14 protein-coding genes are annotated in these 23,943 nt (G+C 36.3%); 1 reads left to right on the top strand and 13 read right to left on the bottom strand.

The window, feature by feature from the left end:
- Positions 1-360 precede the first annotated feature (360 nt).
- The 7 genes from aspS to BUB90_RS17135 all read right to left on the bottom strand — a co-directional run bounded on the left by aspS (position 361) and on the right by BUB90_RS17135 (position 9,557).
- Complete coding sequence (gene aspS, locus BUB90_RS17165) at positions 361-1,731, bottom strand: aspartate--tRNA(Asn) ligase (protein WP_073289676.1); 1,371 nt, start codon at positions 1,729-1,731, stop codon at positions 361-363.
- A 970-nt stretch (positions 1,732-2,701) separates the two neighbouring features.
- A complete protein-coding gene (locus BUB90_RS17160; RefSeq protein WP_073289675.1) occupies positions 2,702-3,292 on the bottom strand; it encodes a GNAT family N-acetyltransferase in 591 nt (196 codons plus the stop codon).
- A gap of 135 nt (positions 3,293-3,427) precedes the next feature.
- Positions 3,428-4,642 carry an LL-diaminopimelate aminotransferase gene (locus BUB90_RS17155; protein WP_073289674.1) on the bottom strand — a complete coding sequence of 405 codons (1,215 nt, stop codon included), beginning with the start codon at positions 4,640-4,642 and terminating at the stop codon, positions 3,428-3,430.
- A gap of 123 nt (positions 4,643-4,765) precedes the next feature.
- The gene (locus BUB90_RS17150) at positions 4,766-6,550 is read right to left on the bottom strand and encodes a methyl-accepting chemotaxis protein (protein ID WP_084139342.1); all 1,785 of its coding nucleotides are present in this window, start codon (positions 6,548-6,550) and stop codon (positions 4,766-4,768) included.
- Positions 6,551-6,798: 248 nt separating this feature from the next.
- A complete protein-coding gene (locus BUB90_RS17145) occupies positions 6,799-7,341 on the bottom strand; it encodes an ANTAR domain-containing response regulator (RefSeq protein ID WP_073289672.1) in 543 nt (180 codons plus the stop codon).
- A 65-nt stretch (positions 7,342-7,406) separates the two neighbouring features.
- On the bottom strand, positions 7,407-8,729 hold the full coding sequence (gene glnA / locus BUB90_RS17140; protein WP_073289671.1) for a type I glutamate--ammonia ligase: 1,323 nt from the start codon (positions 8,727-8,729) through the stop codon (positions 7,407-7,409).
- Positions 8,730-8,960: 231 nt separating this feature from the next.
- Positions 8,961-9,557 carry an HAD family hydrolase gene (locus tag BUB90_RS17135; RefSeq protein ID WP_073289670.1) on the bottom strand — a complete coding sequence of 199 codons (597 nt, stop codon included), beginning with the start codon at positions 9,555-9,557 and terminating at the stop codon, positions 8,961-8,963.
- A 629-nt stretch (positions 9,558-10,186) separates the two neighbouring features.
- On the opposite strand from BUB90_RS17135, the gene BUB90_RS17130 reads away from it, so the two are divergent.
- Positions 10,187-11,404 carry an FKBP-type peptidyl-prolyl cis-trans isomerase gene (locus tag BUB90_RS17130; protein WP_073289669.1) on the top strand — a complete coding sequence of 406 codons (1,218 nt, stop codon included), beginning with the start codon at positions 10,187-10,189 and terminating at the stop codon, positions 11,402-11,404.
- 194 nt (positions 11,405-11,598) lie between these two features.
- Here BUB90_RS17130 and BUB90_RS17120 read toward each other — a convergent pair whose 3' ends face one another.
- The 6 genes from BUB90_RS17120 to BUB90_RS17095 form a co-directional block, all read right to left on the bottom strand.
- The gene (locus BUB90_RS17120) at positions 11,599-13,338 is read right to left on the bottom strand and encodes a methyl-accepting chemotaxis protein (RefSeq protein WP_073289667.1); all 1,740 of its coding nucleotides are present in this window, start codon (positions 13,336-13,338) and stop codon (positions 11,599-11,601) included.
- 16 nt (positions 13,339-13,354) lie between these two features.
- Complete coding sequence (locus tag BUB90_RS17115) at positions 13,355-14,629, bottom strand: extracellular solute-binding protein (protein WP_073289666.1); 1,275 nt, start codon at positions 14,627-14,629, stop codon at positions 13,355-13,357.
- 172 nt (positions 14,630-14,801) lie between these two features.
- Positions 14,802-18,533, bottom strand: coding sequence for a glycosyl hydrolase 53 family protein (locus tag BUB90_RS24145; RefSeq protein ID WP_073289665.1), 3,732 nt, complete (start codon positions 18,531-18,533; stop codon positions 14,802-14,804).
- Between the two features lie 367 nt (positions 18,534-18,900).
- Complete coding sequence (galA, locus tag BUB90_RS17105) at positions 18,901-21,675, bottom strand: beta-galactosidase GalA (protein ID WP_073289664.1); 2,775 nt, start codon at positions 21,673-21,675, stop codon at positions 18,901-18,903.
- A 13-nt stretch (positions 21,676-21,688) separates the two neighbouring features.
- Entirely contained in the window at positions 21,689-22,528 is an 840-nt protein-coding gene (locus BUB90_RS17100) for a sugar ABC transporter permease (protein WP_073289663.1), read from the bottom strand.
- A gap of 1 nt (position 22,529) precedes the next feature.
- Positions 22,530-23,852, bottom strand: a complete 1,323-nt coding sequence (locus BUB90_RS17095) for a carbohydrate ABC transporter permease (RefSeq protein ID WP_073289662.1) — start codon at positions 23,850-23,852, stop codon at positions 22,530-22,532.
- Positions 23,853-23,943 lie beyond the last annotated feature (91 nt).

The raw sequence follows: 23,943 nt of genomic DNA, 5'->3' as shown, positions 1-23,943 counted from the left end.
CTAAAATACTCACTACCAGCTTTCACTAACTTACTCCCCTTTGAACAACCAGCAAAACTCTCATTACCTTCCATACGCTTCTTAGCTGCCGTACCATAACTAAGAAACGATAGCGTAACACCTCTAGTACTTCTTGGTGTGTACTTGACCACCTAGGAAGGCGAGGCAAGGAAGCCGAGCCAGCCTGAGTTCGCCAGGATGGCGAATCGAAGGCGTTTCCGTATCCATTACTCAAACTCACCGTACACACCTAGAAGTACTAAGGTGTGCAGCGTGTTTCGTGTTATGGTACGGTAACTAAGGAGCTTTATATAAACTTCGAGAGTTTTGCGTCCTTTTACAACGGAAGTAGTGAAACCCCTAAGGCTCTAAACGAGATACATCTCTTGGGAATAATGTAGTCTCCCTTACGTTTTGTTCATCAAGAAGACGCATCGTCAAACGTTCTAAACCAATACCAAGTCCACCGTGAGGTGGCATACCATATTTGTGAATCATTAGATAGTCTGTGAAGTCTTCTGGGTCCATACCACGTTCTACCATCTTTGCTACTTGCTCATCATAGTTATGAATTCTTTGCCCACCTGTGGTGATTTCCATACCTTTGAATAACAAGTCAAAGCTTAAAGTGAATTTGGAATCCGTAGGATCATCCATTGCATAAAACGGTCTCTTCTTCGATGGGTAATGTGTAACGAAAACAAAATCACTACCACACTCTTCACTGAAGTATTTGCCAATTAAGATTTCTTCTTCTGGTTCTAAATCGTATGGATTTTTTATTTTACGATCATATTTCTCTGATACTAACTGTTTTGCTTCATCAAAACGTACTGTTGGGATTTTTGAAACATCTGGCAATTTAACACCTAATATCTGTAACTCTTTGCTGTATTCTTTCTCAAGAAATTTAAATGTATGGTCAAGCATAGATTGTTCCATCTCCATGATATCTTCGAATCCATCGATATATCCCATTTCAAAATCCATACTTGTATACTCATTCAGATGTCTTGTAGTATTGTGCTTCTCCGCACGAAATACTGGAGCTACTTCGAAAACTCTATCATAAACACCAACCATTGTTTGTTTGTAGAACTGTGGGCTTTGTGCTAAGAATGCTTTCTTACCGAAATACTCTAGCTTGAATACGTTAGCTCCACCTTCTGCATTACCTGCAACGATTTTTGGTGTACGAACTTCTGTGAACTTTTGTTCAAACATAAAATCACGAAAACCACGAACGATACCTTCTTGTATCTTAAAGATTGCTCTTTCCCTAATGTTACGAAGAGAAATTGGTCGCAGCGATAATTTGGTTTCAAGCGAAGTCTTTAACTTCCATTTACTAATTGGGATTGGTAACATCGTATCATAAGATGGCATTGACAATACTTTAATGTCTGTCAAACGAATCTCGAATCCATTAGGTGCTCTATCCTCTTTCGCTACCACACCTTGAACCTCAACCGTTGCACCTTCTTTCAAAGATTTTAGGTCAAAGGATACGCTTCCTTCAGTGAATACACACTGTACTACACCTTCTTGCTTTCGTAAGACAATGAATGCAAACTCACTCATATCTCGAATGGTATGAATAGCTCCGTTCAAACGGACCGTTTCGCTTTCCATTGCAATACCTGTTTCCCTGTTACCAACTGCATCACCACCTAAGATGATGTCATAAATGCTTACTGTTTCCTTTTCTTTGATTCCTGAAATAAATTCCATTGAAATCCCTCCTTAAATATTAAATATTGATGTAATATCTAAGCTTTTTGACTGGAACCTAATGTATAACATGAATATCTACATTAGAGCGACTCCAGCATATTCGATTCAACTTTGGACTTTTACCACATCGATTATCTCCTACCAATAAAAAAGGTTACGGAATGTATCGGCATGCTATAATTATAAGCAGCCCTAAAAATGGGTATAAAAAAAGCCCCTGGAATCGAATATATTCCGGGACGGGATAAGCTATTTTCCCGCGGTACCACCCGCATTGAGAAATGTGTAATTTCTCCGCTTAAACACTTAACGCGTGCAACGTGTGAACCTACTTTTCTATGTCTGCAATTTCTCTAAACTAGTCATACGTACTAAAATGTACGAAAGTCCTACATGAATGTTTTTTGAAACCTATGACACATACTTGTTCAATCCACCAGCTCCAGAGTGTTCCATGGCTTGCTTATCATCAAAATAGTGCTCTCAGTCGGTGACACTATATTCCTGTCTATAAATGCTCTCGGTAAGTCAAAGTCTCTTTCAACGCTTTTACAATTTCTAAAAGTAACTGTATTGTTAGCAAACTTTTATATCGTTACTTTTGTTGTGTTTCATCTTAGCACAGTGTTTTTATAAACGCAAGTAAAATTTAAAAAACTTTATATTAAAAAGTTTATTGGTATATTGGAGATAGTTATCTAATGTTTCTCTTACATATATAAACACAACCTATGCATATTCATACATTGTCTTACATCCAAAAGTATCTTGATATTATGTTCAATTTGACTATGATTCATTCATAGTTCCAAATCCTTGTGCATGAACCAATCATTCTGTAATAATCCGAGTAGTCTTCTGTTAAAGGCAATCGGATGAGATTACACTGTGGTACAATTAAAAGCCTCCAGATCACACGACTTTTTTGAGGTAACTGTACCACACATATTAATGGAATATATTAAATTCAGCTTAATTCTATAAACTTGGCAGCTATCAACTCCACTGGTGTTCCTTCACATTCACGTAATTCTTTCTCGTAGTATTTCAGATTACACCACTTGCCTAATTTGAATGCCGTATTTGGTAGGCAGCCGATCTCCTTAAAGCCACGTTTTATATGGAAGTTCTCGCTCTTTTCATTGGGCGAATCAATTAATGCATAAACCTTATAAACACCTTGTTTATATAGAATATCAATAATTTGATCATATAATCTAGCTGCGATACCATTTCCATGATAACTTTCTTTGATATAGATTGAAATCTCTGCCCCCCACTGAAATGCAGCGCGTTCTAAATGCTGTGACGCATATGCATACCCTACGATTTCCCCTTCCTCTTCACATACAAGATAAGGATAGAATTTGGTTACTTTACGGATCCTCTCTCGGAATTCTTCAACTATAGGTATCTCATATTCATAGGTTATTGTTGTGTTAAGAATATAAGGAATGTATACGGCAAGTATCCCTTCAGCATCTTTTGTAGTAGCAGCTCTCAACGTTATTTTATTACTTATTATATCACTGTTTTTATCACTTATTCTATTACTCATGGTCTCATCCTTCTTAGTCTTGTATTTACATAATTATTCACTATCAGTATCATACAAACATTATATCACTGTTTTCCGATTAACTCAAAAAACAGATACGAATTGTAGTCCATTCGTATCTGTTCTATCATTATCTTATAATTTCTTAATTCTTTCAATTGCTTCCACTGTATTCTCATAAGAACCGAATGCAGTGAGTCGGAAGTATCCTTCTCCACTTGGCCCAAAACCTGAACCTGGAGTACCAACAACGTTTGCATCTTGTAATAAATAATCAAAGAAATCCCATGAAGTCATCTTCTCTGGAGTCTTTAACCAGATGTAAGGTGCATTCACTCCACCAGATACTGTGTATCCAGCACTTGCAAGACCATCGCGAATTACTTTCGCGTTATTCATGTAGTAAGCAATTTGTTCCTGTGTTTGTTTCTTTCCTTCTTCTGTATATACCGCAGCACCTGCAGCTTGGATAATATAAGGAGCACCATTGAACTTGGTACCATGGCGTCTTGCCCATAAGCTGTTAAGTGTTACATCACCACATTTTAATTCTTTTGGAATAACAGTGAAACCAAGTCTTGTACCTGTAAAACCAGCGTTCTTAGAGAAACTTCTAAGTTCGATTGCACAAGCTTTTGCGCCTTCACATTCATAGATTGTATGAGGAACATCTTCTTCAGAGATGTACGCTTCATAAGCAGCATCATAGATTATTACTGCTCCAACTTTGAGCGCGTAATCAACCCATTTTTGTAACTCATCTTTGTTAATTGTAGAACCAGTTGGATTGTTTGGAAAACAAAGATAGATAATGTCCGGTCTTTCTTTTGGTAATTCTGGGGCAAAATTCGTCTCTGCTGTACAAGGCATGTAGATAACATTACTCCATTTACCAAGTTCAGGTAAGTACTCTCCTGTTCTTCCTGACATTGCATTCGTATCTACATATACTGGGTATACAGGATCACAAACTGCAATCTTGTTATCAATATCGAAGATATCACCGATATTACCAGAGTCACTCTTCGCTCCGTCACTGATGAAGATTTCATCTAATGCGATATCAACTCCACGAGTTTTGAAATCATTCACTGCGATAGCTTCTCTTAAGAATTCATAGCCAAGGTCAGGTGCATAACCTTTGAAAGTTTCTGGACTTGACATCTCGTCAACTGCTTTGTGCATTCTATCAATAACAGCTGGTGCTAAAGGTAATGTTACATCACCAATACCAAGACGAATAATCTTCTTCTCTGGATTTGCCGCTGTGAATTCGTTTACTTTTTTACCAATTGTTGAAAACAAATAACTACCAGGTAATTTTAGATAATTCTCGTTAATCTTGTACATTATGAAGCCTCCTTATTTTTATCGATTCATATTTTTAACTTTGTGTTATTTTACCCCATAACATACATTTACGCAACATTATTTATGAAAATGAATAGTTACCATTCGCAAATCGCATTGTTCTTAATCCTCTAATCGGAATTTACCAATCTCCTCATGCAAATGTATACTACTTTCTTTTGATATACTTACCTGATCCGCTACATACATAGATTTATTCGTAACTCCCATAACCTTTTCTGCTATATCACTTGTTCCAATAGCTCCTTGTTCGGAAGCCTGAGAAACTTCATTAATAGCGGTCATGACACTACCTATCGATTTCTTTAATCCTTCTGCTGTCTCGCTGAAATCTTGTATTAAATCATTAATGTAATTTGCATCTTTATGATATTCTTCTGCTACGTCACCGAATCGATCATAGTCTTGATTTACCTTAGTTGAAACAAAATCTAGTAGTTTGGTTGCACTATCTGATAGATTGTTAACCGATTCCGTTACTTGTTCCGTTACTTCTTGAATCTTCACAACCGTATTCTTTGATTGTTCTGCCAAATCTCGAATCTCATCTGCTACAACAGAGAATCCTCTTCCGGCTTCTCCAGCTCTTGCCGCTTCAATAGCCGCATTCAAAGCTAGCAGATTCGTCTGCCCTGTTATGGTCATAATAGATTCCGACAAAACGTGTATCTGTTCAACTATTTTTACATTCTCTAACGCTTCTTGTAATTTTTCTTCTATCTCTTGTCTCATTGCTCCAGCTACTTGCTGTGCCATATCCACCTCGGATTTCGTAACATCAGCTCTCTTATAAATCTCGCTTGCCAATTCAGCTCCTTGAGAGGATTTCTCTGCAATTACTTTAGTTGCCATATCAATTTCTTGAGATGCCGTCAACATCTCTTGAGATGCAGCAGAGGTCTCCTCCATACCAGCTGCTAGTTCTTCCGTCGTCGCAGATACGTCTTCTAAGTTACTATTCAGCTCGTTCACTCCAAGCGTTACTTGACTTACCACTTCAAGAATCTTATCTGCTTCTATATTGGTCTGTTTAATCAAACCGCTTACGGAAGACTTCATATTCTCCAGTTCCGTAATTAGCGTTCCGAAATCATCCTTACGATTTGCAATATTCTTCGGTAATTTAGCAGTAAAATCACCACTTGCTACTTGTCGTAAATAACTACAAATACTATTGAATGCGGATCCTAATTGTCTTGAGAATAATCCAGTTATGAACATACTAATACACAAAACAACAATTAGTATTATCGCCATCTCCATAATAACCTTATTAACTTCCGTTACTTTTTCTGCTCGTAATGTCGCAATTTCATTATCTATGTAATCTGTATAATTTCCAGTTCCTACTACCCATTGATATGGTTCGAATGCTTTACTATAAGAACGTTTTGGGGAGGCCTCTTCTTCACCTTCTTTAGGAAACCAATATTCTGTAAATCCACCATCTGGTTGCTTGCCTACTTCAATAATATTCGCAACCATTCTAAACCCATTCACATCGACAGTGTCTAGACGATTTGTTCCCTCTGTTTCACTGCCAAGCAATACAACATTATCCCCTTCATATGTATCTACCCAAAAATAACCGCTTTCACCATAACGCAAACTTCGTACAATTTCTGCTGCTAACTGCTTTGATTCTTCTAAGGAATACACACCTTGTTGTGATTTCTGATAGATTGCTTCAATCATCTTAATTGTTGTACCTACTTGTTCCTTAATATTCGTATCATAATCTTCATTCAATCTAGCTTCCAGAGTATCAAGAGATTGATTCATCTCATCTGTCAGTTTTGTTATTGATAACATACACATAAAGATTGCTATACAGATTAATCCAACTGCCAGCATGACAACTTTTGTTCTCACCTTTAAATTCTTCATAATAACTCCTCCTCTTTATCAATATGTACTGGTCTTAATTACTTTTTAATGTTGTACAGTATTAATACTTACCATTTAATTTTATCATCTAACATTATTTATAGCAATCATTCTAATTTACCATAAGAAAACTCTAGGTATAAATATTGCTTTATAAGCTACTATTTATACCTAGAGTTCTATTAAATTCTTTACTTAAACTTCGCACATAAAAACATCATTTGTGTAGGTAATTGCTATATTCATAGTTACATCAAACACAAAATCATCTGTGCTGTTTCCACTATATTAGTTCCACTGTCCATACTAGTCTTTTGTATATAACGATGCGCTTCTTCCTCCGTCATATTGTTTCTATCCATGAGAATACGTTTTGCTTTCACAATAACTTCCTTTTCCTCTTCTGTTCTTTGCTTCGGTTTCTCTCTTAGTTTTCTTCTTCGTCTCGTATAATTATACGTCATCATCTCAAGGGTATTTAACAAATCCTGTGTCTTAATCGGTTTTCCAAGACAAACAATATCATTATTGATGCAATCTTCAAACTTAGTAGGAGAAGCAACTAATAACATCTCAAAACCTTTAGGTAGATAATTATGTAAATCGCTATAAAACATATCTGTAAAGCGATACGCACTAATCACAATACCACCATCTAAATTGTTGGCAGTCGCGATTACTTGTGCGCCTGTTGTACATGTTGCATCTACCTCATATCCATTACGTACTAAAACATTCTTTATTACCTTCGCATCATCTATTTTAGGAAATGCAATTATTATATTAAGCATCTGTTTGTCTCACCTCCACCCTATACAACCGGTATATATAGCCACTATAGAACCCGGTTGCATGATTAGAAGCGGTATAAATACTGCTCAACCTCCCATGCTGTTACTTGGGAACAATAATCGCTCCATTCTTTCTTCTTAGCACTAATGAAGTTCTTAGCAAACTGATTCCCTAATACACTCCTAATGAATTCATCCTTCTCTAATTCCTCAATACTATCAATTAAAGTCTTAGGAAGACGCTTAATCTCATGGTTATACTCTTCCTGTTTCATCGTATCATTAGGTAATGCTTCTGGTAACTCTTCTTGGTTACGAATACCTTCTAATCCAGCAGCAAGATAAAGTGCGATTGTTAGATATGGATTTGCTGACGAGTCCGGTGAACGAAGTTCAATCCTACTATCGGCATCGATATCATTCGGCACACGTATGCTTGCATTTCTATTATGAACAGACCAACCGTTATAAGCAGGTACATTGTAACTTGGTACCAAACGTTTATAAGAATTAATGATTGGATTTGCTATCGCTGTAATTGCAGCATTGTGCTTTAATATACCTGCAATAAACCATTTTGCTTCATCACATAATTTATTATTATCTTCCGCATTGCTAAATATATTCTTACCGTCCTTTAAAATAGATAATAAGATATTCATCCCTGACCCCATTGAACCATTCACTGGTTTTGGCATAAATGTGGCATGTAAACCATGACGTTTCGCAATAATTCTTACAACCATACGAAATGTCATGATATTATCTGCGGCATTAAGAGCCTCATCATATTGAAAATCGATTTGGTGTTGTGATGCACCTGCTTCATGGTACGAGGCTTCTACCTCAAATCCCATATCCTCTAAGGTTAAAACAATCTCTCTACGTACATTCTCACCTAAATCAATTGGTCCAATATCGAAGAAACCACCTTTTTCCTCTGTCTGTGTAGACGGAATTCCATTATCATCTGCTTGGAATAGATAAAATTCACATTCTGAACCAATCTCAAAGGAATACCCCATCTCTGCGGCTTGGTTAATTGTTTCCTTAAGAATATAACGGCTATCTCCTTCAAACGGAGTGCCATCTTTGTGATAGACATCGCATAAGAATCTAGCTACTTTTCCTTGTTGTGGTCTCCATGGGAAAATCTCGAATGTATCAAGTACCGGATGAAGAAACAAATCTGATTTATCATTGCTTGTAAATCCTTCGATTGCAGCCCCATCGAACTTACATTGATTGTTCAAGACCTTCTCTAACTGGCTAGTCGTAACCGCCATGTTCTTTAACGTTCCATAGATGTCTGTAAATTGGAGACGTATAAACTCTACATCTTCTTCGTCCACTAATTCAATAATATCATGTTTTGTATATTTGCTCATTCTAACACCCTCTCTTCCATTCTATGTATCAATCCCTGTCAGCAAATCAGTTATCTGTACAACCTATACAACAGGTTATCCATTCTTTTCTTACAAAAATAGGGCATAGGAATTCATATAAGAACACCTTTGCCCTGATTAAGTTAATAATAACAAGCGATAAAATATTTGTCAATGGGTTAATAGGTAGTAGTACCCAATTATTAGATTCTTATTCTACTAGGAACAAATCTATAGCATCTTGTCTAACAAATAAACGGTTTCCTCATAGGAAGTAAATACGATGCCATGCATTCCGTTCCTTCTAGCTGCCTCTATGTTGATCATCTTATCATCAATAAACACACAATCATCTGGCACCAAACCATATCTGTGTATCAAAAGTTGATAGATTCGATCATCTGGTTTAATAAGCTTATCTTGGTATGATAATATGTATCCATCTATGTCTTTCAAGAAGTCAACCTTGTCCCCACATTCATTATGTAGCTTCTCACTAAAGTTCGAAAGCACATAGACGTTAAATCCCCTCTTCTTCAAATCTTCTATCCAAGACAGTGTATATGGATAAAGCTCAACTGTCCCGCTAATATTCGCATACATCTGACGAATCTCATTCTCTACAGATGGGTCATTCTTAATAAACACTTCAAGTAACTGCTCTGGAGTCAACACTCCTTGATCAAAGGCATCCCATGTTGGGCTTAATACAGTAGCTTTTGCTACTCTACTAAACACTTCATCACTAAATCCAAAACTTGCAAAATGTTTCTCCCAACAAAAAGATAACAACACGTTTCCGATGTCAAATATGATGTTATGTATCATGCTTCTCGTCCTTTCTTCTGGTTATGATGTTATGATGAAATTATATATATCTAGCAACAATTAATTTTTTAGTTAAATACTCTTCATTCTAATGTCACCTCAATTTCTTCTGTTAGTGTTATTCTATTTATCACTCAATGCTATTCGCATTGAGTAGATTACACAAAACTTTATTACATTTTACAAATATACTTTCTTTTTTAACAAGATTTTTGAACATATTAATCAAATTATAGCATATCCCTATTCCTCAAACCATAGAAAAGTTAAAAAATATGTTAAGTATTTCAATTTCTATAATACATTAATCCAATCAATAACTCTTAATAAATAATAATAGAAGTAAATACTAGTTCATAATAGTAATATGTATGCTTTATAACACTATTTTTTCAATTTATTCTTCTATTACTTTATTAATTCCGTTATTTTTCACAAATTAAACATAATTGTTGTTTACAATATTAAGTAACTTATTTAAAATAGAAGTAGAACACTATTCAGTCCTAGGATTACATATTGTTGATTGATATCAACATTGTATCAAAGTACCAAGTTGGACAAGTTCATTTAGTTCAATCATTAGAATAGTAAACAAATAAGTTCATCATGAACAGAAAGAGGTTAACATGAAACAAGAGAAACAAACAAATGATTCTTCTATGAGCTTAAGTAAACAAAGGAAATTGCAAAGACAAAAGGAGATCCAACAGAAAAAACGTCAAGACAAAATCAATAAAATTATTGGTATATTGGTAATTGTAGCGATTATTGTTGGTATTGGTTCTTATGTTGGTTACAAAGTGTATAGAAAGGCAACGAAAATCGTCGCAAGTGATGATTATAGCAAATATATCGCAGATAATGGTTTTATCGATGGCGTTACTGCTACATCAGCAATTAAATTAGCTGATTATAAAAACATCACAGTTCCACTAAGTGAAATAGAATACTCAGACGAATCTGTAGAAGCTGATATTCAAAAAAAATTAGAAGAAAACAAAACACTTGATAAAAAAGCTACAGCTGCTATTGCTGATGGTGATAAAGTAAATATTGATTATGTAGGTTCTGTAGACGGTGTTGAGTTCGAAGGTGGTAACTCGAACGGTGAAGGTTCCGATTTAGAAATTGGTAGTGGTAGTTTTATAGATGACTTTGAACAACAATTAATCGGACACAAAGTTGGTGATAATGTCACAGTAGAAGTTACTTTCCCTGCAGACTACTCACAAAATCCAGATTTAGCAGGTAAAGATGCGGTATTCCAAGTAACTGTTAATGGTATCTATGTAACTCCTGAATTCACTGATGCATTCGTGAAAGAGAAATTATCGGATTACGCTAGCACAACAGATGAATATAGAACTTACTTAAAAGATACAAACTACAACACAAATCTTGAAAAATGGATTTCTGATTATTTAGTAAAAGAAACTACAGTAAATTCTTATCCAAAAGAATATACTTCACATCTAGCAGCTACTATGAAGAATTCAGATTATAGCTACTATGAATCAATGAAAGCATATTTTGCTAACTACAGTGCAGATTATGCTAACAGTTCTTTCGAAGATTACATGGGTATGTCTGAAGCAGCCTACGATAAAAAGTTAAAGACGACAGCGAAAGAAAATGCGAAAGCTAACCTTATCTACCAAGCAATTCTTGAGAATGAAGGTGTTTCTGTTACACTTGATGAATGTAAAGCTTATCTATTAGATAATGGTTCTACTGAAGATCAAATCAAAACTCAGTTAGAACAATATGGTACAGGATACTTAGTACAAAGAATGGTACAAATCAAAGCTCTTGAAATCGTTAAGGAACTTGTAACTATTCAATAAAAAATACAACATCAAAAACAATCTTCAACAAATTATCTAGCAGGAGTAGACGCGTAGTGTCTACTCCTAGACAGATAATACGTGAAGATTGTTTTTTTGCTGGTGAGTGGAAATATTCCACCCGAAATATATTTGAAAATATAACTTTTGCAACAGCCTTATTTTTTTGACAATAGAATAGCATTTGCTATCATCTATATTCTCTTAAATACCTTCATTTCTTGTTTTAATTCATTTGTAACTTTCTGATTTTCACTCATGCGTCCAGTTATTTTATCAATATCTTTCACTAACTCCTGGGCACTTTCACTAACACCATTAACACCCTCTAAGCTATCTGCAATTGCACTCGATATAGTGGCTATTGATTTAGCAATATCTTCTGTGACTTTCTTAATTTCTACCGTTTTTGCCGAAAAATCATTCATTGTACCTTGAATATACGTTGCATCTTGATTATATTTGCTACCAGTTTCTAAGAATGCATTAAAATCAGGTAGAATAGACTCAGTAAGAAACTCAATTAGGTTTCTTGCATTTTCAGCCAAATTTTGCACAGAATTTCTTACTATAGTATTAACATCTTGAATACGGCTAGCCGTGTTATGACTTGAATTAGCCAAGTTACTTATTTCACTGGCTACAACTGCAAATCCTCTACCAGACTCTCCCGCTCTAGCCGCCTCAATCGAAGCATTAAGTGCAAGTAATGTTGTTTGATTTGAGATATCTAATATTTCATTTGTTAAATTATTGATCTGATTAACATTATTGCTCTCTTCAATTGCTTTATTTAATACTTCCAACATAACACTGACTTTTTCATCTGTTTTCTCTACATTTCTTCTCGCAGTGGATTCCATGCGGTCTGCTTCGTCTTTCATCGATTGGGAATATTCATTAATTTCTTTTGATCTCACTGCAAATAAATTAACTTCTTCTTTTACCTCACTTGCATTCGCATTAATGATCTCTGCATTAGAAGAAATCTCAAACATGGCAGCAGAAAGTTCTTCAAGTAAAGCCGATAGGCTATTTACATTATCATTGGAATCATTAACACTCAATAATACTTCATTTACGATGGTATCCACCCTATTACTATTACTGTTTATCATTCGGAAAATATTTTGTAATTTTTCCATAAAGAGATTAATCCCATCACCAAGTAATGCTATCTCATCTTTGTATTTAACCGGTACTCTTTGTGTCAAATCTCCCTCTTTATGTTCTATTCCTGTGATGATGTTAGCTAATTCTTTTTCAATTTCATTAATTGGGTTGATAATTCTCCTAATAACTACTATAACAGCAAACAAAATCGTAATCATACTAATTCCAATAATAATACTATTGATAGCAATTGATTCGTTATAAACTTTTTCTAGTGTAACCCTAGCTGCATCAATCGCCTCATCAGTTTCCGCAGATAATTCTTCAATGTTTGATTTAACTGCTTCACCACTACTAGCTACCTCCGTATTGGCATATGCATATGCTTCCATTGTTTTATTAGCCGCACTATAGGCTAAGAGATTGGCTATAGTGTCACCTAGGGTATAATAATTATTTACTAACGATTCATAGGCATCTCTTTCTGACTCACCAACATACATTTCGTATATCTGTATCCTATCTTCGGTAATCGCCTGATGTTGTTTTATAGATTCCACAATTTCTATCTTCTTATTAAACTCGGTTGCTATAATATGTGATAATCCTAATTTATGTATAATCTGTACCTCTTCTTGTATTATCGACAAACAATCTTTGCTTTCCATATGATAATCTGTAATGGTAACTGCATTCTTATTAACGTTCTTTAGATTCATAATTGCCGCAGAATTCGATACTATAGTTACAATCCCTAACAAGACAATTGGAAACAAAATTAATAGCTTTACATTAAACAGATTTTTTTTCTTAGTTTTCATCCTCTTATCTCCTTCGCTACTTTATTTGGGTGGCTGTAATCCCTTCAACCAAAGTATCTAGCAAGGATTGCAATTTATTAGGATTTACATTACCTTTTGCCAATGCTTGCCCATACTCCGCTACTGGATCCCAATAATTTGCGCCAACTCTTTGTAATTTAGCGAATTCCGATTGTTGTATCAACGCTTGTATTGCAGGTGATTTTACCACTTCTTCCGATAATGCTGCATTGTTATTTGATGGCCCCTGTTTCCTTCTTTCAAATCGCAATGTTTGATTTTCTTCATTGGTTATCCAATCAGCTAATTTATTTGCCCAATCTTTATATTGAGAATATGCATTAACCCCCACCATTTTATAACCGGCAAAAGAGGACATCTGAACTTGATTCTCATTACATGTATACGTAGGCAATTTTACTGCACCATAATCTTCTCCCCATACTTCTTGCAATACAGTAGCATTCCATACACCATTTATTCCAGCAATAATTCTCCCCTCTTTTACACCTTTAATAAAATCATCATCATTGCTACTAATAAAACCTGGGTTATTGGCTATAGAAAGCATTGCTTTGGCTATATCAACACCTTTTGTTTTTCCATCTTTCCCATTCCAATTACAGTAGTTCGTGATACCATCATCATTTAATCCAAGTTCTAGGCCTGCCCCACCAAAGAAGGAATATATATACCAACCGGAGGTCCAATCCATCATAACCTTTTTGCCAGCTTTAGCTGCCACTCCTAGCATTTGGTCAAGAGTATTCACATCCTCATCGGTAAAATATTTTTTGTTATAATACATAAAATATCCATTATCCGCTGTCATAGGATACGCATATATCTTCCCATCATACGATGCTGCTTCTACGGATCCTTCTAAGTTGGCTTCTTTAATCTTATCCCCATCAACCAACGGTTCTAATACACCTGCTGCAATCATAGCCATTAATTGATCGTCAGGGAATGCAAAAACATCTGCACCATTTTTCACATCACCAAGTAAAGTATCCTTACAGGATGCTTCACTTTCAATAGCAACCGTAATGTTGAATTTGATTTCGTTATTTTGTTTTTTAAATGCATCTAACATTTCTTCTAACAATACTTTCTCTTCCTCACTACCGCACCACACCAGTAAAGTTACTGCATCTGTTTGTATTTCTTCACTAGACTTCTCATTATTAATACTTGGTTGTGTTGTTTTTTCTTCATTACGGGCGCAGCCTGATAAAGCAAAGCTTACTGCGAGAATACACCACAGCAAACTTACTAATCTTTTTTTCATTATGTAATCATTCCTTTCGCTGTTTATCCTTGTATGCGTAAATCAAGTCAGATTCGTCCTTACAATCCGCTAGAGGCTTTATCTTAGAGAGAGATAAATCGCTCTCTAAGATCGAACGGTTACTTACTCGTCACCAATAGAGGTGGAGTCATATCGCCTCCTAGATAAAAGCCTAATAACATTTAACAGTGAATTTCTTTACTACCTTCCCAGTTTTAGCTGTTACTACTACATTCCCAACCTTCTTAGCCGTTAGCTTACCTGTATCCTTATCAATTGTTGCAATTTTAGAATCTGAAACCGACCATATAACGGAAGTCTTGGTTCCGTAAGCTGTTGCCTTACATGTAAATGATTTCGAAATCTTAAGTTTTTTTGGCACTGCATCTAGTTTAATATAAGTTTTCTTAACCGTAACTTTTGTTTTGAATACATATACTTTACCGTTTTGTACATATCTCGTTGTAATAGTGGCTGTACCAGCCTTTTTAGCCGTAAGTTTTCCAGTCTTACTAACGGATACCACTGATTTCTTACTTGAGTAATAGGTAGCTGCATCACCCGGTAGAGAATTCTTTACTTTCTTTCCTAATGTATAGGTAGTATCCGTATAAAGAGTCTTACTGGTAACTAAGGTTGGTAATACTGGATTCTCAAGTGTAGCAACATACTTTGATGCATGGGACATAGTAAGTGTTACTTCACCATTATCCATCACCCTAACATAGCATTGTGGTTCTACTTGTTTATCTTGTTCATTCACATAACATATGAAAATTGACTTACCTGCATACTCTTTGCCAGTAAGGAATGTTAATTTCGCCTCGAATGGAAATACACCATTATGTGCTAATTCAAAGTAAGTAGCTCCTGTGATGGTGCGTGTATCTTTGTTATTATCTAAGGTATTCTTAATCCAGCTGTCAATCTCTTGCTTTTCTTTACTCTCTGTTATCGCATTTAAACCTAAGTTAATATTCGTCCCAAACCTCTTTAGTTCTTCTAGTATATCTTCCTTCACTGTATTGCCATCAATATTCCACCTGTAGCCATTCATAGTAAAGGCTAATTTTATTTGCGTACCTGCTATCACTTCAAACACATTATATGGAACTGTTGTAGTGTCATTTAGATTAATTTCTACTACTTTTACTTCTGTGCTTTCTTTATCTAATCCTTTCACGATTGATTCCAGTGTTTCTTTAATTGCCTGCCAGCCTGTTGCGCCATTTTGATTTACTATTGAAGGATCTTTGTGGGCGCTTTCTCCACTAGTTCCACTGCTAGAAGATCCACTTCCATTACTACCATTGTTACCATTGCCTGATCCGGAGTTACTATCCGTATCGATATCCTTTATCTTTCTTAGATACAGTTCATCAATGGTCCCCCAACTACCTGCGCCACCTTTTACAGATAATCCGACTGTGACTTTAGTATTATTCTCCTCTACTTTGATTTCCGATATCGTAGTTTCTTTCCATTCCCTCCAACCACTTAGGGACTCAGAAACTTTTGAGTATTCATTATCATTTGATTTAACATATAGTGTAATATTCTCTTTCGCTCCCATATTACCACCTTGTACAAAAGCGGAGAATGCATAAATGCCTGCATCTAGTGTAACTTCTTTTTCTACTGTGAACGCTACACCACTAGCATTATAGTAATGTAAACAGTAATTACCTTCCTTAACATCAGAGCTTCCATGATCATAACCACTTCCTGTGAAATTCCAATCCGATAAACCGTCCTCAAATCCACCATTCTCGATTAGTGATTTGGCCTTTATCTCAACTTTGCACTTTACTGTTAGTACCTTATCTCCTTCTGTTACAGTACCATGAATGATATAATTTCCAACTGCATTTATCGCTTGCATATCTTGTTCACTCCACGTAACAGCTACGTCTTTAATAGAACCATCATTATATACCGCAGAAACTACACTTGGGAGCTCTATGGTGTCACCAAGAACAAACACTGCACTAATATCCGATATAGCTTCAACCTTGATCTCTCCTGCTGTGGCACCCGTATCCACATATTTAAACACATTTAGTGAAGACAATGGATTCCCATAGAAATCAAACATGGCTTGATTATCCCATGAACTTCCACCATACCATACACCTGCATCCTGTGGATCGTATTCACCTGCATAACTTGAAGCCCATCCGGAGCCATTGGTTTCCCACGCTTGTTTATTGGACTCTAACACCGATTGTGCATTCTCTACCGTTTTATCATATACGTTAACAGGAATCCACGCGGGTTCCCAATAGAATACACCAATTCCTGCAGTTCCGATATCCGCTACCGCTTGTATAACATCACGAACCTGCGTTGCCTGTCCCTGTACACTAATTGGATATGTAATTGCAAGGCTTTCTTTCCCTTCTTCTAATGTATTGCCATGCCCATCTCCATCTGCATAGGTGTATCCGTATGAAGTTTCTGCTACCATTACTTCTTTCCCATAAGTAGAAGCAATATTCGATAGCACACTTGTTAAGTTAGAAGTTGTTCCATGCCAGAATGGATAATAAGAACTTGCGAATACATCGTAATCTACTCCATTCTCATTCAAGGTCTTTGCAATATTAGTATAGTTACCTGCCTTCTGAATATCTGTAAAATGTAGGGCTACTTTAATACTTTCATCAGATCCATATCTTATATTACTAACCTCACGCACTGCCTTGCTACCGGCATTGAAGATTTCACACATATTTGACCAGGAAGTTTCCCCTGCTACACCATTGTTGGTCTCATTACCTACTTGTACCATACCAACATCAGCACCTGCATCAATTATGGTATTCAAGCTAGCTGTTGTAAATTCTTCAACCGCTTGTTTTTTCCCTTCTAACGTATAACTAGTCCATGCCTTTGGTGCTTTTTGTTTTGCAGGGTCTGCCCAAAAATCGGAATAATGGAAGTCTAATAAAGTCTTTAGACCTGCCTCTGCTGCAAGTTTTCCGATTTCTGCTGCCTTTGTAACATCGTTATTACCACCACCATAACCATACTTTTGACCATCAATTGTTTGATATGGATCATTCCATACACGCACACGTACATAATTAACGCCTGCTTCCTTTAATAGTTTAAAGAAACCCGATTTATCTACTATATTCCCCTCAAAATCCTTGTACTGTACTCCACTTTCGATTTCACTTAGGTAAGAAGAAACATCTACACCTTTGATAAAATCCTCATTCATTCCAGTTACTCTTGTTACGAAAATGTCTGCATCTACAGGATCTACCTCACTAGATGGTTTTCCATCTAGTTTATAGAGTTTGAAATCATCGAGATCACACCAATATCCTTCACCCGCAAAGTCTCCCTGTAATTCTAGAGTTACCCTGTCCTCTGTATCCAATGTAAAACTTTCAGTTTCATATGTTTTCCACTGATTCCAACCAGTAGTGGTTACATTCGTAATATTGGTAGGTTGTCCATTAATCAGTAATGCTAATCCAGACTCATAACCAATAGTATCTGCACCTTCTTTACCATCTACCTTGAAACTTATCTTATATTCTCCTATTTCTAACCCTGTTATATCTTTCTTTAGATCAAAGGAAACTGCATCTGTTCCATTATTCCAGATGTTAAGGAATTTTGTTGTATTACTGCTCCATTCATCTGCTTTAACTATGTATCCAGCTTGATCTGTGGTCGCCATACTAAGTGTCCACCCTGTCAGATCTCCAGTTTCAAAGCCTCCGTTTTGTAGTGTTATTTCATATGGCTGATTGTTGTAATCGGTTACATTATTACTTATCTCTTCTGCACAGGCCTGTAACCTAAAAGTATCCACTCCCAGAATCTGTCCTACCATAAGTATCACTACCAATACCAAACTTATCTTCTTCCATAATTGCTTTTTTCCCATGTAATACCCTCTTTCTTGCTAATTTTACCCCATATTAGCATTATATTTTTCTATATTGCATGATCCTATAAAATTATCTGACATAGGGATTTGATCCCCTATTCAGAAAAAACTAGGAGTCATAATGTAACTCCTAGTTCTTTATCATTTGTCTATTCCCTAACTTAGCCAGCATTCTACAAACTAGATATTAACTCAAACTTCGCACATAAAACTTCATTTAAAGTAGGTAATTGCTATATTCATAAAAAAAACTATCTGAATACGTCAGTACTGTACTGCTACGTGTGAGGCTAAGTGGGAGCGGGTTTTGCGTTGAATATAGCAGTTAGCTACTCTTCGAAATCTTCAAGTGCGAAGTTCGAGATTATAATTCTTTCATTACCACCGGTGAACAGATTCCCGCTTGTGGCCATTCTTCGTTTTCATTATGAATTATGATTGTTAACACTTGATTTCCCTTCACTTCCTTTGGCAAATCAATAATCATATGCCCACCAAAGGAGTCTGTTCTTGAAGCTAACAATTCACCATTCAGATAAATCCACGCATATCCTTTAATATCACTAATATATAGATATCGATTTTCCTTTGCTTCTCCAAGGTTCGCTACACAACGATACAAGGCGTATTTGTGTAATTGATCTGTTAATTGCGTTTGAGGTGCTCCATTAAATGCAATTGGTTCAAAGCTATTCATATCATTCTTATCAACCTTAGGATTTGGGTTAGGCATCTCATCAAATAATTGATAATACATACGCCAATTATCAATCACTCGCTCTTCTACTGGTTCTACATAAGAGAAGGACTCCACTTCCCTAACCGGAATCATAACTTCCGTCTGTAGATCCAACTCATTAGCACTAACCTTGACAACTACAGAACCTTTATCAATTGGTGCAATAATTGCTTGCGCCTTACCGTGGAATAATTTTCTCTTATTCGTTACATCGTCCTCATGAGAGTTCGGATCACCATTTCCCACTCCTAATATAGTTCCATTTCCTACCTCAAACGTAAGTGTATGATCCGCGTTCGGAATTGCTGTACCGTTTTGATCAATAAGAGTAACATTAACCGCTACTGCATCAAAACCATCTGTTACTAGAGTTTCTTTGCTCAAACTTACTTCAAGACTTGCTGGTTTCCCAGCTGTTAATTGATAGTCATTCGCTACAATCTCACCATTACGATATCCAATTGCCTTTATCTCTCCCTCTTCATAGGAAGCAGTGAATTCTACATGATTAATCGGGTCAGCTGGCTTTCTATCAATTATTCTATCATTAACTAGTAGGGCAACTTCCTCACAATTTGTTACTACCTTAATACGAATCTGTGTACCTGTTTCATGTCCTTCTGACCATGGCGAGATAATGTGTACGATTGGTTCCTGTTTCCAATACGCCTTATAGAAGTAACAAGCATCTTTTTCAAATCCGCAACTATCATATGTTCCAAAGAACGTACCAACACTTGGCCAAGTGAAAGGAGTTGGTTCTCCTCGGTAGTCAAACCCAGTCCATACGAAAGCTCCTGCTACAAAAGGTCGTTCTACCACCATCTTCCACGCTTCACTGATGGTATTCCCCCACAAAGCACATTCATCATCATACGAGTTAATTAAGTTTTTACTATAATCTGTTTCATATTCTCCACGTACCATGAAGGCACTTGCAGTTTCGGTTCCTATAAGTGGTGTATCAGGATATTTTTTGTGGAATTCATCATACCTACCAGGGTTATAATTAATTCCAGTTACATCTAGGATTGTAGAAGCACCTTCTTCTTCCATATAACCACCATTGAAGGCTCCCATTACTGGTCTTGTATCATCGATACGTCTAACCGCAGCTTGTAATGCGCCTGCCATACGTCTACCTTTATGCGTACCTTGTAACGGTTCTTCATTGAATACAGAATATAGGATTACACAAGGATGGTTTCTAGATTGTCTTACAATTCCTTCCACCTCCCTAAGTGTTTCCTCAGAAGACGAATAGGTTCTATTCTCTACCATAACCATTACTCCCAGTTCATCGCAGATATCTAAGATTTCTGGGTCTGGATTATGCGCACATCGATATGCATTGGCTCCTAATTCTTGTAATAGACGTACTCGATATTCTTTGATGGAGTATGGTACTGCAACCCCGATACCTGCATGGTCTTGATGATTACAAAATCCTAATAACTTGATATTCTCGCCATTAAGCCAAAATCCATCTTTTGCATCTATAGAAATCGTACGAAAACCAATCTTCTCTTCAACTTCATCGATACAATCGTTTCCTTTATATAGCTTAGTTACTGCCTTGTATAGATATGGCTGTTTCACACTCCAAAGTATAGGATTATTTACATAGATTTCACCAGTGACCGTGGCTGTTTCATATCCACAAACAATATCTTTTCCTGTTAACGCAGCTTCACCGACCAAATTACCTTCTTGATCATACAAACAGGTAATAACTTCAACCATATGCTCGTATTCAAAACTGTTTTCGATTTCTGCTGATACATGAACTTTCCAAGTAGTGTTATCTTCTAATTCCGGCATTATGAATATCCCATCATGAGCTAGATGTACTTCTGATTTCTTAACTAACCATACATTTCTATAGATTCCAGCTCCTTCATACCACCAGCCTTCCCAGGCAGATGCATCAATTCGAACCGCCAGTGTATTGGGAATTACTCCAAAGTTGGCCATATCCGTCATATCCACGCAAAAACTGTTATATCCGGAATAATTGTGTTTTAAGATGGAACCATTTACATAAACCTGAGAATCACATGACATTCCCTCAAATTCTAATAGAATTTGCTTGTTTCGATCTTCTTCTGATAGTTCAAATCGCATGCGATACCAACCGATACCACGTTCTTTATATCCTTGGTTCGGAGAACCCTCTTCTACAAAATCATGCTTAGTAACCCAGTCATGAGGCAAATTAACGATCTCCCAATCCGCATCATCATAGTTTGCATCAGCAGGGCCGCGATAAGCTCCTGCCTTTGAAAACCCATATACATCATCATGTTGTTTCGTAGGTGGTAATACCGAAATATCTTTCTCCACAAAACGCCAACCATGATTTAAACTATAGACTTGCTGTCCTTTTTTGTATCTCTTCATTGTCTACTCCTGTCTATTCCTTAACCGCCGCACCACCTAGTGAGGTGATTAACATCTTCTGTGTAATTACGAAGAATATAACAAATGGTATTGCAATGAGCAATGAACCTGCTGCGAAGGTTGAAAACATATTTTTCTTATCAGTAACAAAACTATATAGTCCCAGTGCAACTGTTTGTACCTTTGAGGAACGAAGAACCATCTTTGGAAAGATGAAATCCATCCATGGTGCTGTAAAACTTGTGATTCCTAAAAAGATAACAATTGGCTTAGCAATCGGTAGAATAATCTTATAGAAGATCTTAAAGTGGCTCGCACCATCTATCCTTGCCGCTTCATCAAGACTCTTTGGAAGGGTATCCATATAACTCTTTACTAACCAAGTATTATAAGGAATGTTTCCAGCCACATAAACAAGCACAAGTCCCCAAAGGGTATCTAATCCGCCGATGCGAAGAAGAATAACATAGATTGCTACCATACCTACAAAGGAAGGAAATATCTGAAGAATTAATAATGCCATCATCATTCCCTTCTTCAAGCGGAAAGTAAATCTTGAGAATACATATGCGTTAAGTGCACATACAAGGATGGTTAGTAACATTGTAGATATAGCTACAAATAATGTGTTTTTAAACCAGATCAAATAATCTGTCTTCTTAAACAAGAACTCAAAATTAGAAAGAGCGATTCCATCACCAAATGGTACGACACTTAACGCTGCAATATTCTGTTGACTCGAAAATGCTGCACTTACTACATATACCAAAGGATAGAGTACGAATAAACTAGTACCAATTAAAAAGAACCATACTACAAACTTATTAATAAATTGTGCCGTTTTCTTTGCCATGTTACACCTCTCCTTCCTTAAATGACTTAGTATTTCTAAAGCTCCAAATTGCTAATGGTGCAAGTACGATGAAGATAACTACCGCTAATACAGATGCATAATTGTATTTCATAAGCGTTACCGTCAACTGATAAATCCACGTTACCAAGATATCGGTACCTCCTGCGGAAGTCAATGTACTGTCTGCTACTTTTGGAAGACCACCTGTTAAGAAATAAATTGCACCAAAGTTGTTGATGTTGTGTGTTAGCGACATTATGATCAGAGGTGTTGTTTGGAATAATACCAATGGAAGGGTAATCTTTCTAAACATGTAGAATTTGTTCGCTCCATCAATCTTAGCTGCTTCATAGATATCAGGTGAGATTGCAGTCATATTACCCATAATCAATAACATGAAGTAGGAAAATCCTGCCCAAAGATTAATCATTACACAGACAAATCTAGCCAACCACAAATCACTCAACCAAGGAATTGTTTTCTCAATAAGTCCCAATTCCATTAAGGTACGATTTACAATACCAAAGGAGCCGTTCAACAAGTTCTTCCATACTAACATACTTACAACTGTTGGAATAGCATATGGTAAGATGAAGATAGAGCGAAATACTGGTTTAATCTTAATCTTACTTTCATGTAAAACTACAGCCATAATAAGCCCGCCTGCATAACAGGTAATCGTAGCTAAGAACCCCCAGATGATGGTCCATACTGCAACACGTCCAAAGGCACTAGTCCAGGTTGTTTCTCCGCCAAACATTGTGGTAAAATTCTCAAGTCCTACCCAGTCAACGGTATTATTCGGTGGTATATGATCTGGTGCTGCATAATTGGTGAATGCTACACATGCCGAGAATACAAGTGGTACCACAACGAAAAACAGAACTAATAGTACTGCTGGTGATAGCGCAAGCAAAGGAAATGTTTTTCCCTTTACCGATCTCATTGCACCCTTTTTTTCTCTGAGCACACCTGTTAAACAAAAATCTTTATACTCGTCCATGGCATTACGTACAGATACTATGTAGATTACTATAAAAATCGCTATAACTGCTAATATCATAATACCGTCAATTAACATGAATATAGAATTACTACGTTGTTTTACTGGTAAATCTGGTTGTGGAAATCCAAGTGTTATTAAGTTATATATCTTGTGTATAAAGAATGGGGTTAAACATATTCCAATGATTTCAACTAAACTAAAGAGTAAGCCCTTTACGTATTGCTTGAAATATAAAATGTGGCTAAGTCCCATGAATATGATTGATGTTATCAAAACTTTTGCTTTTGATGAGCCATCTGGCTTTAACGTGGTATTCATCTCGAATCTCCTCCATTGCTGACTTGCTAGATTGTTCCTACCTATCTATTTTGTTCTTCCAACTTTTAAAGTTAGTTACACGATTCCTCGT

Source organism: Anaerosporobacter mobilis DSM 15930 (genome assembly GCF_900142955.1).
Classification (GTDB): domain Bacteria; phylum Bacillota; class Clostridia; order Lachnospirales; family Lachnospiraceae; genus Anaerosporobacter; species Anaerosporobacter mobilis.
This window is presented reverse-complemented; position numbering and strand designations above follow the sequence as displayed.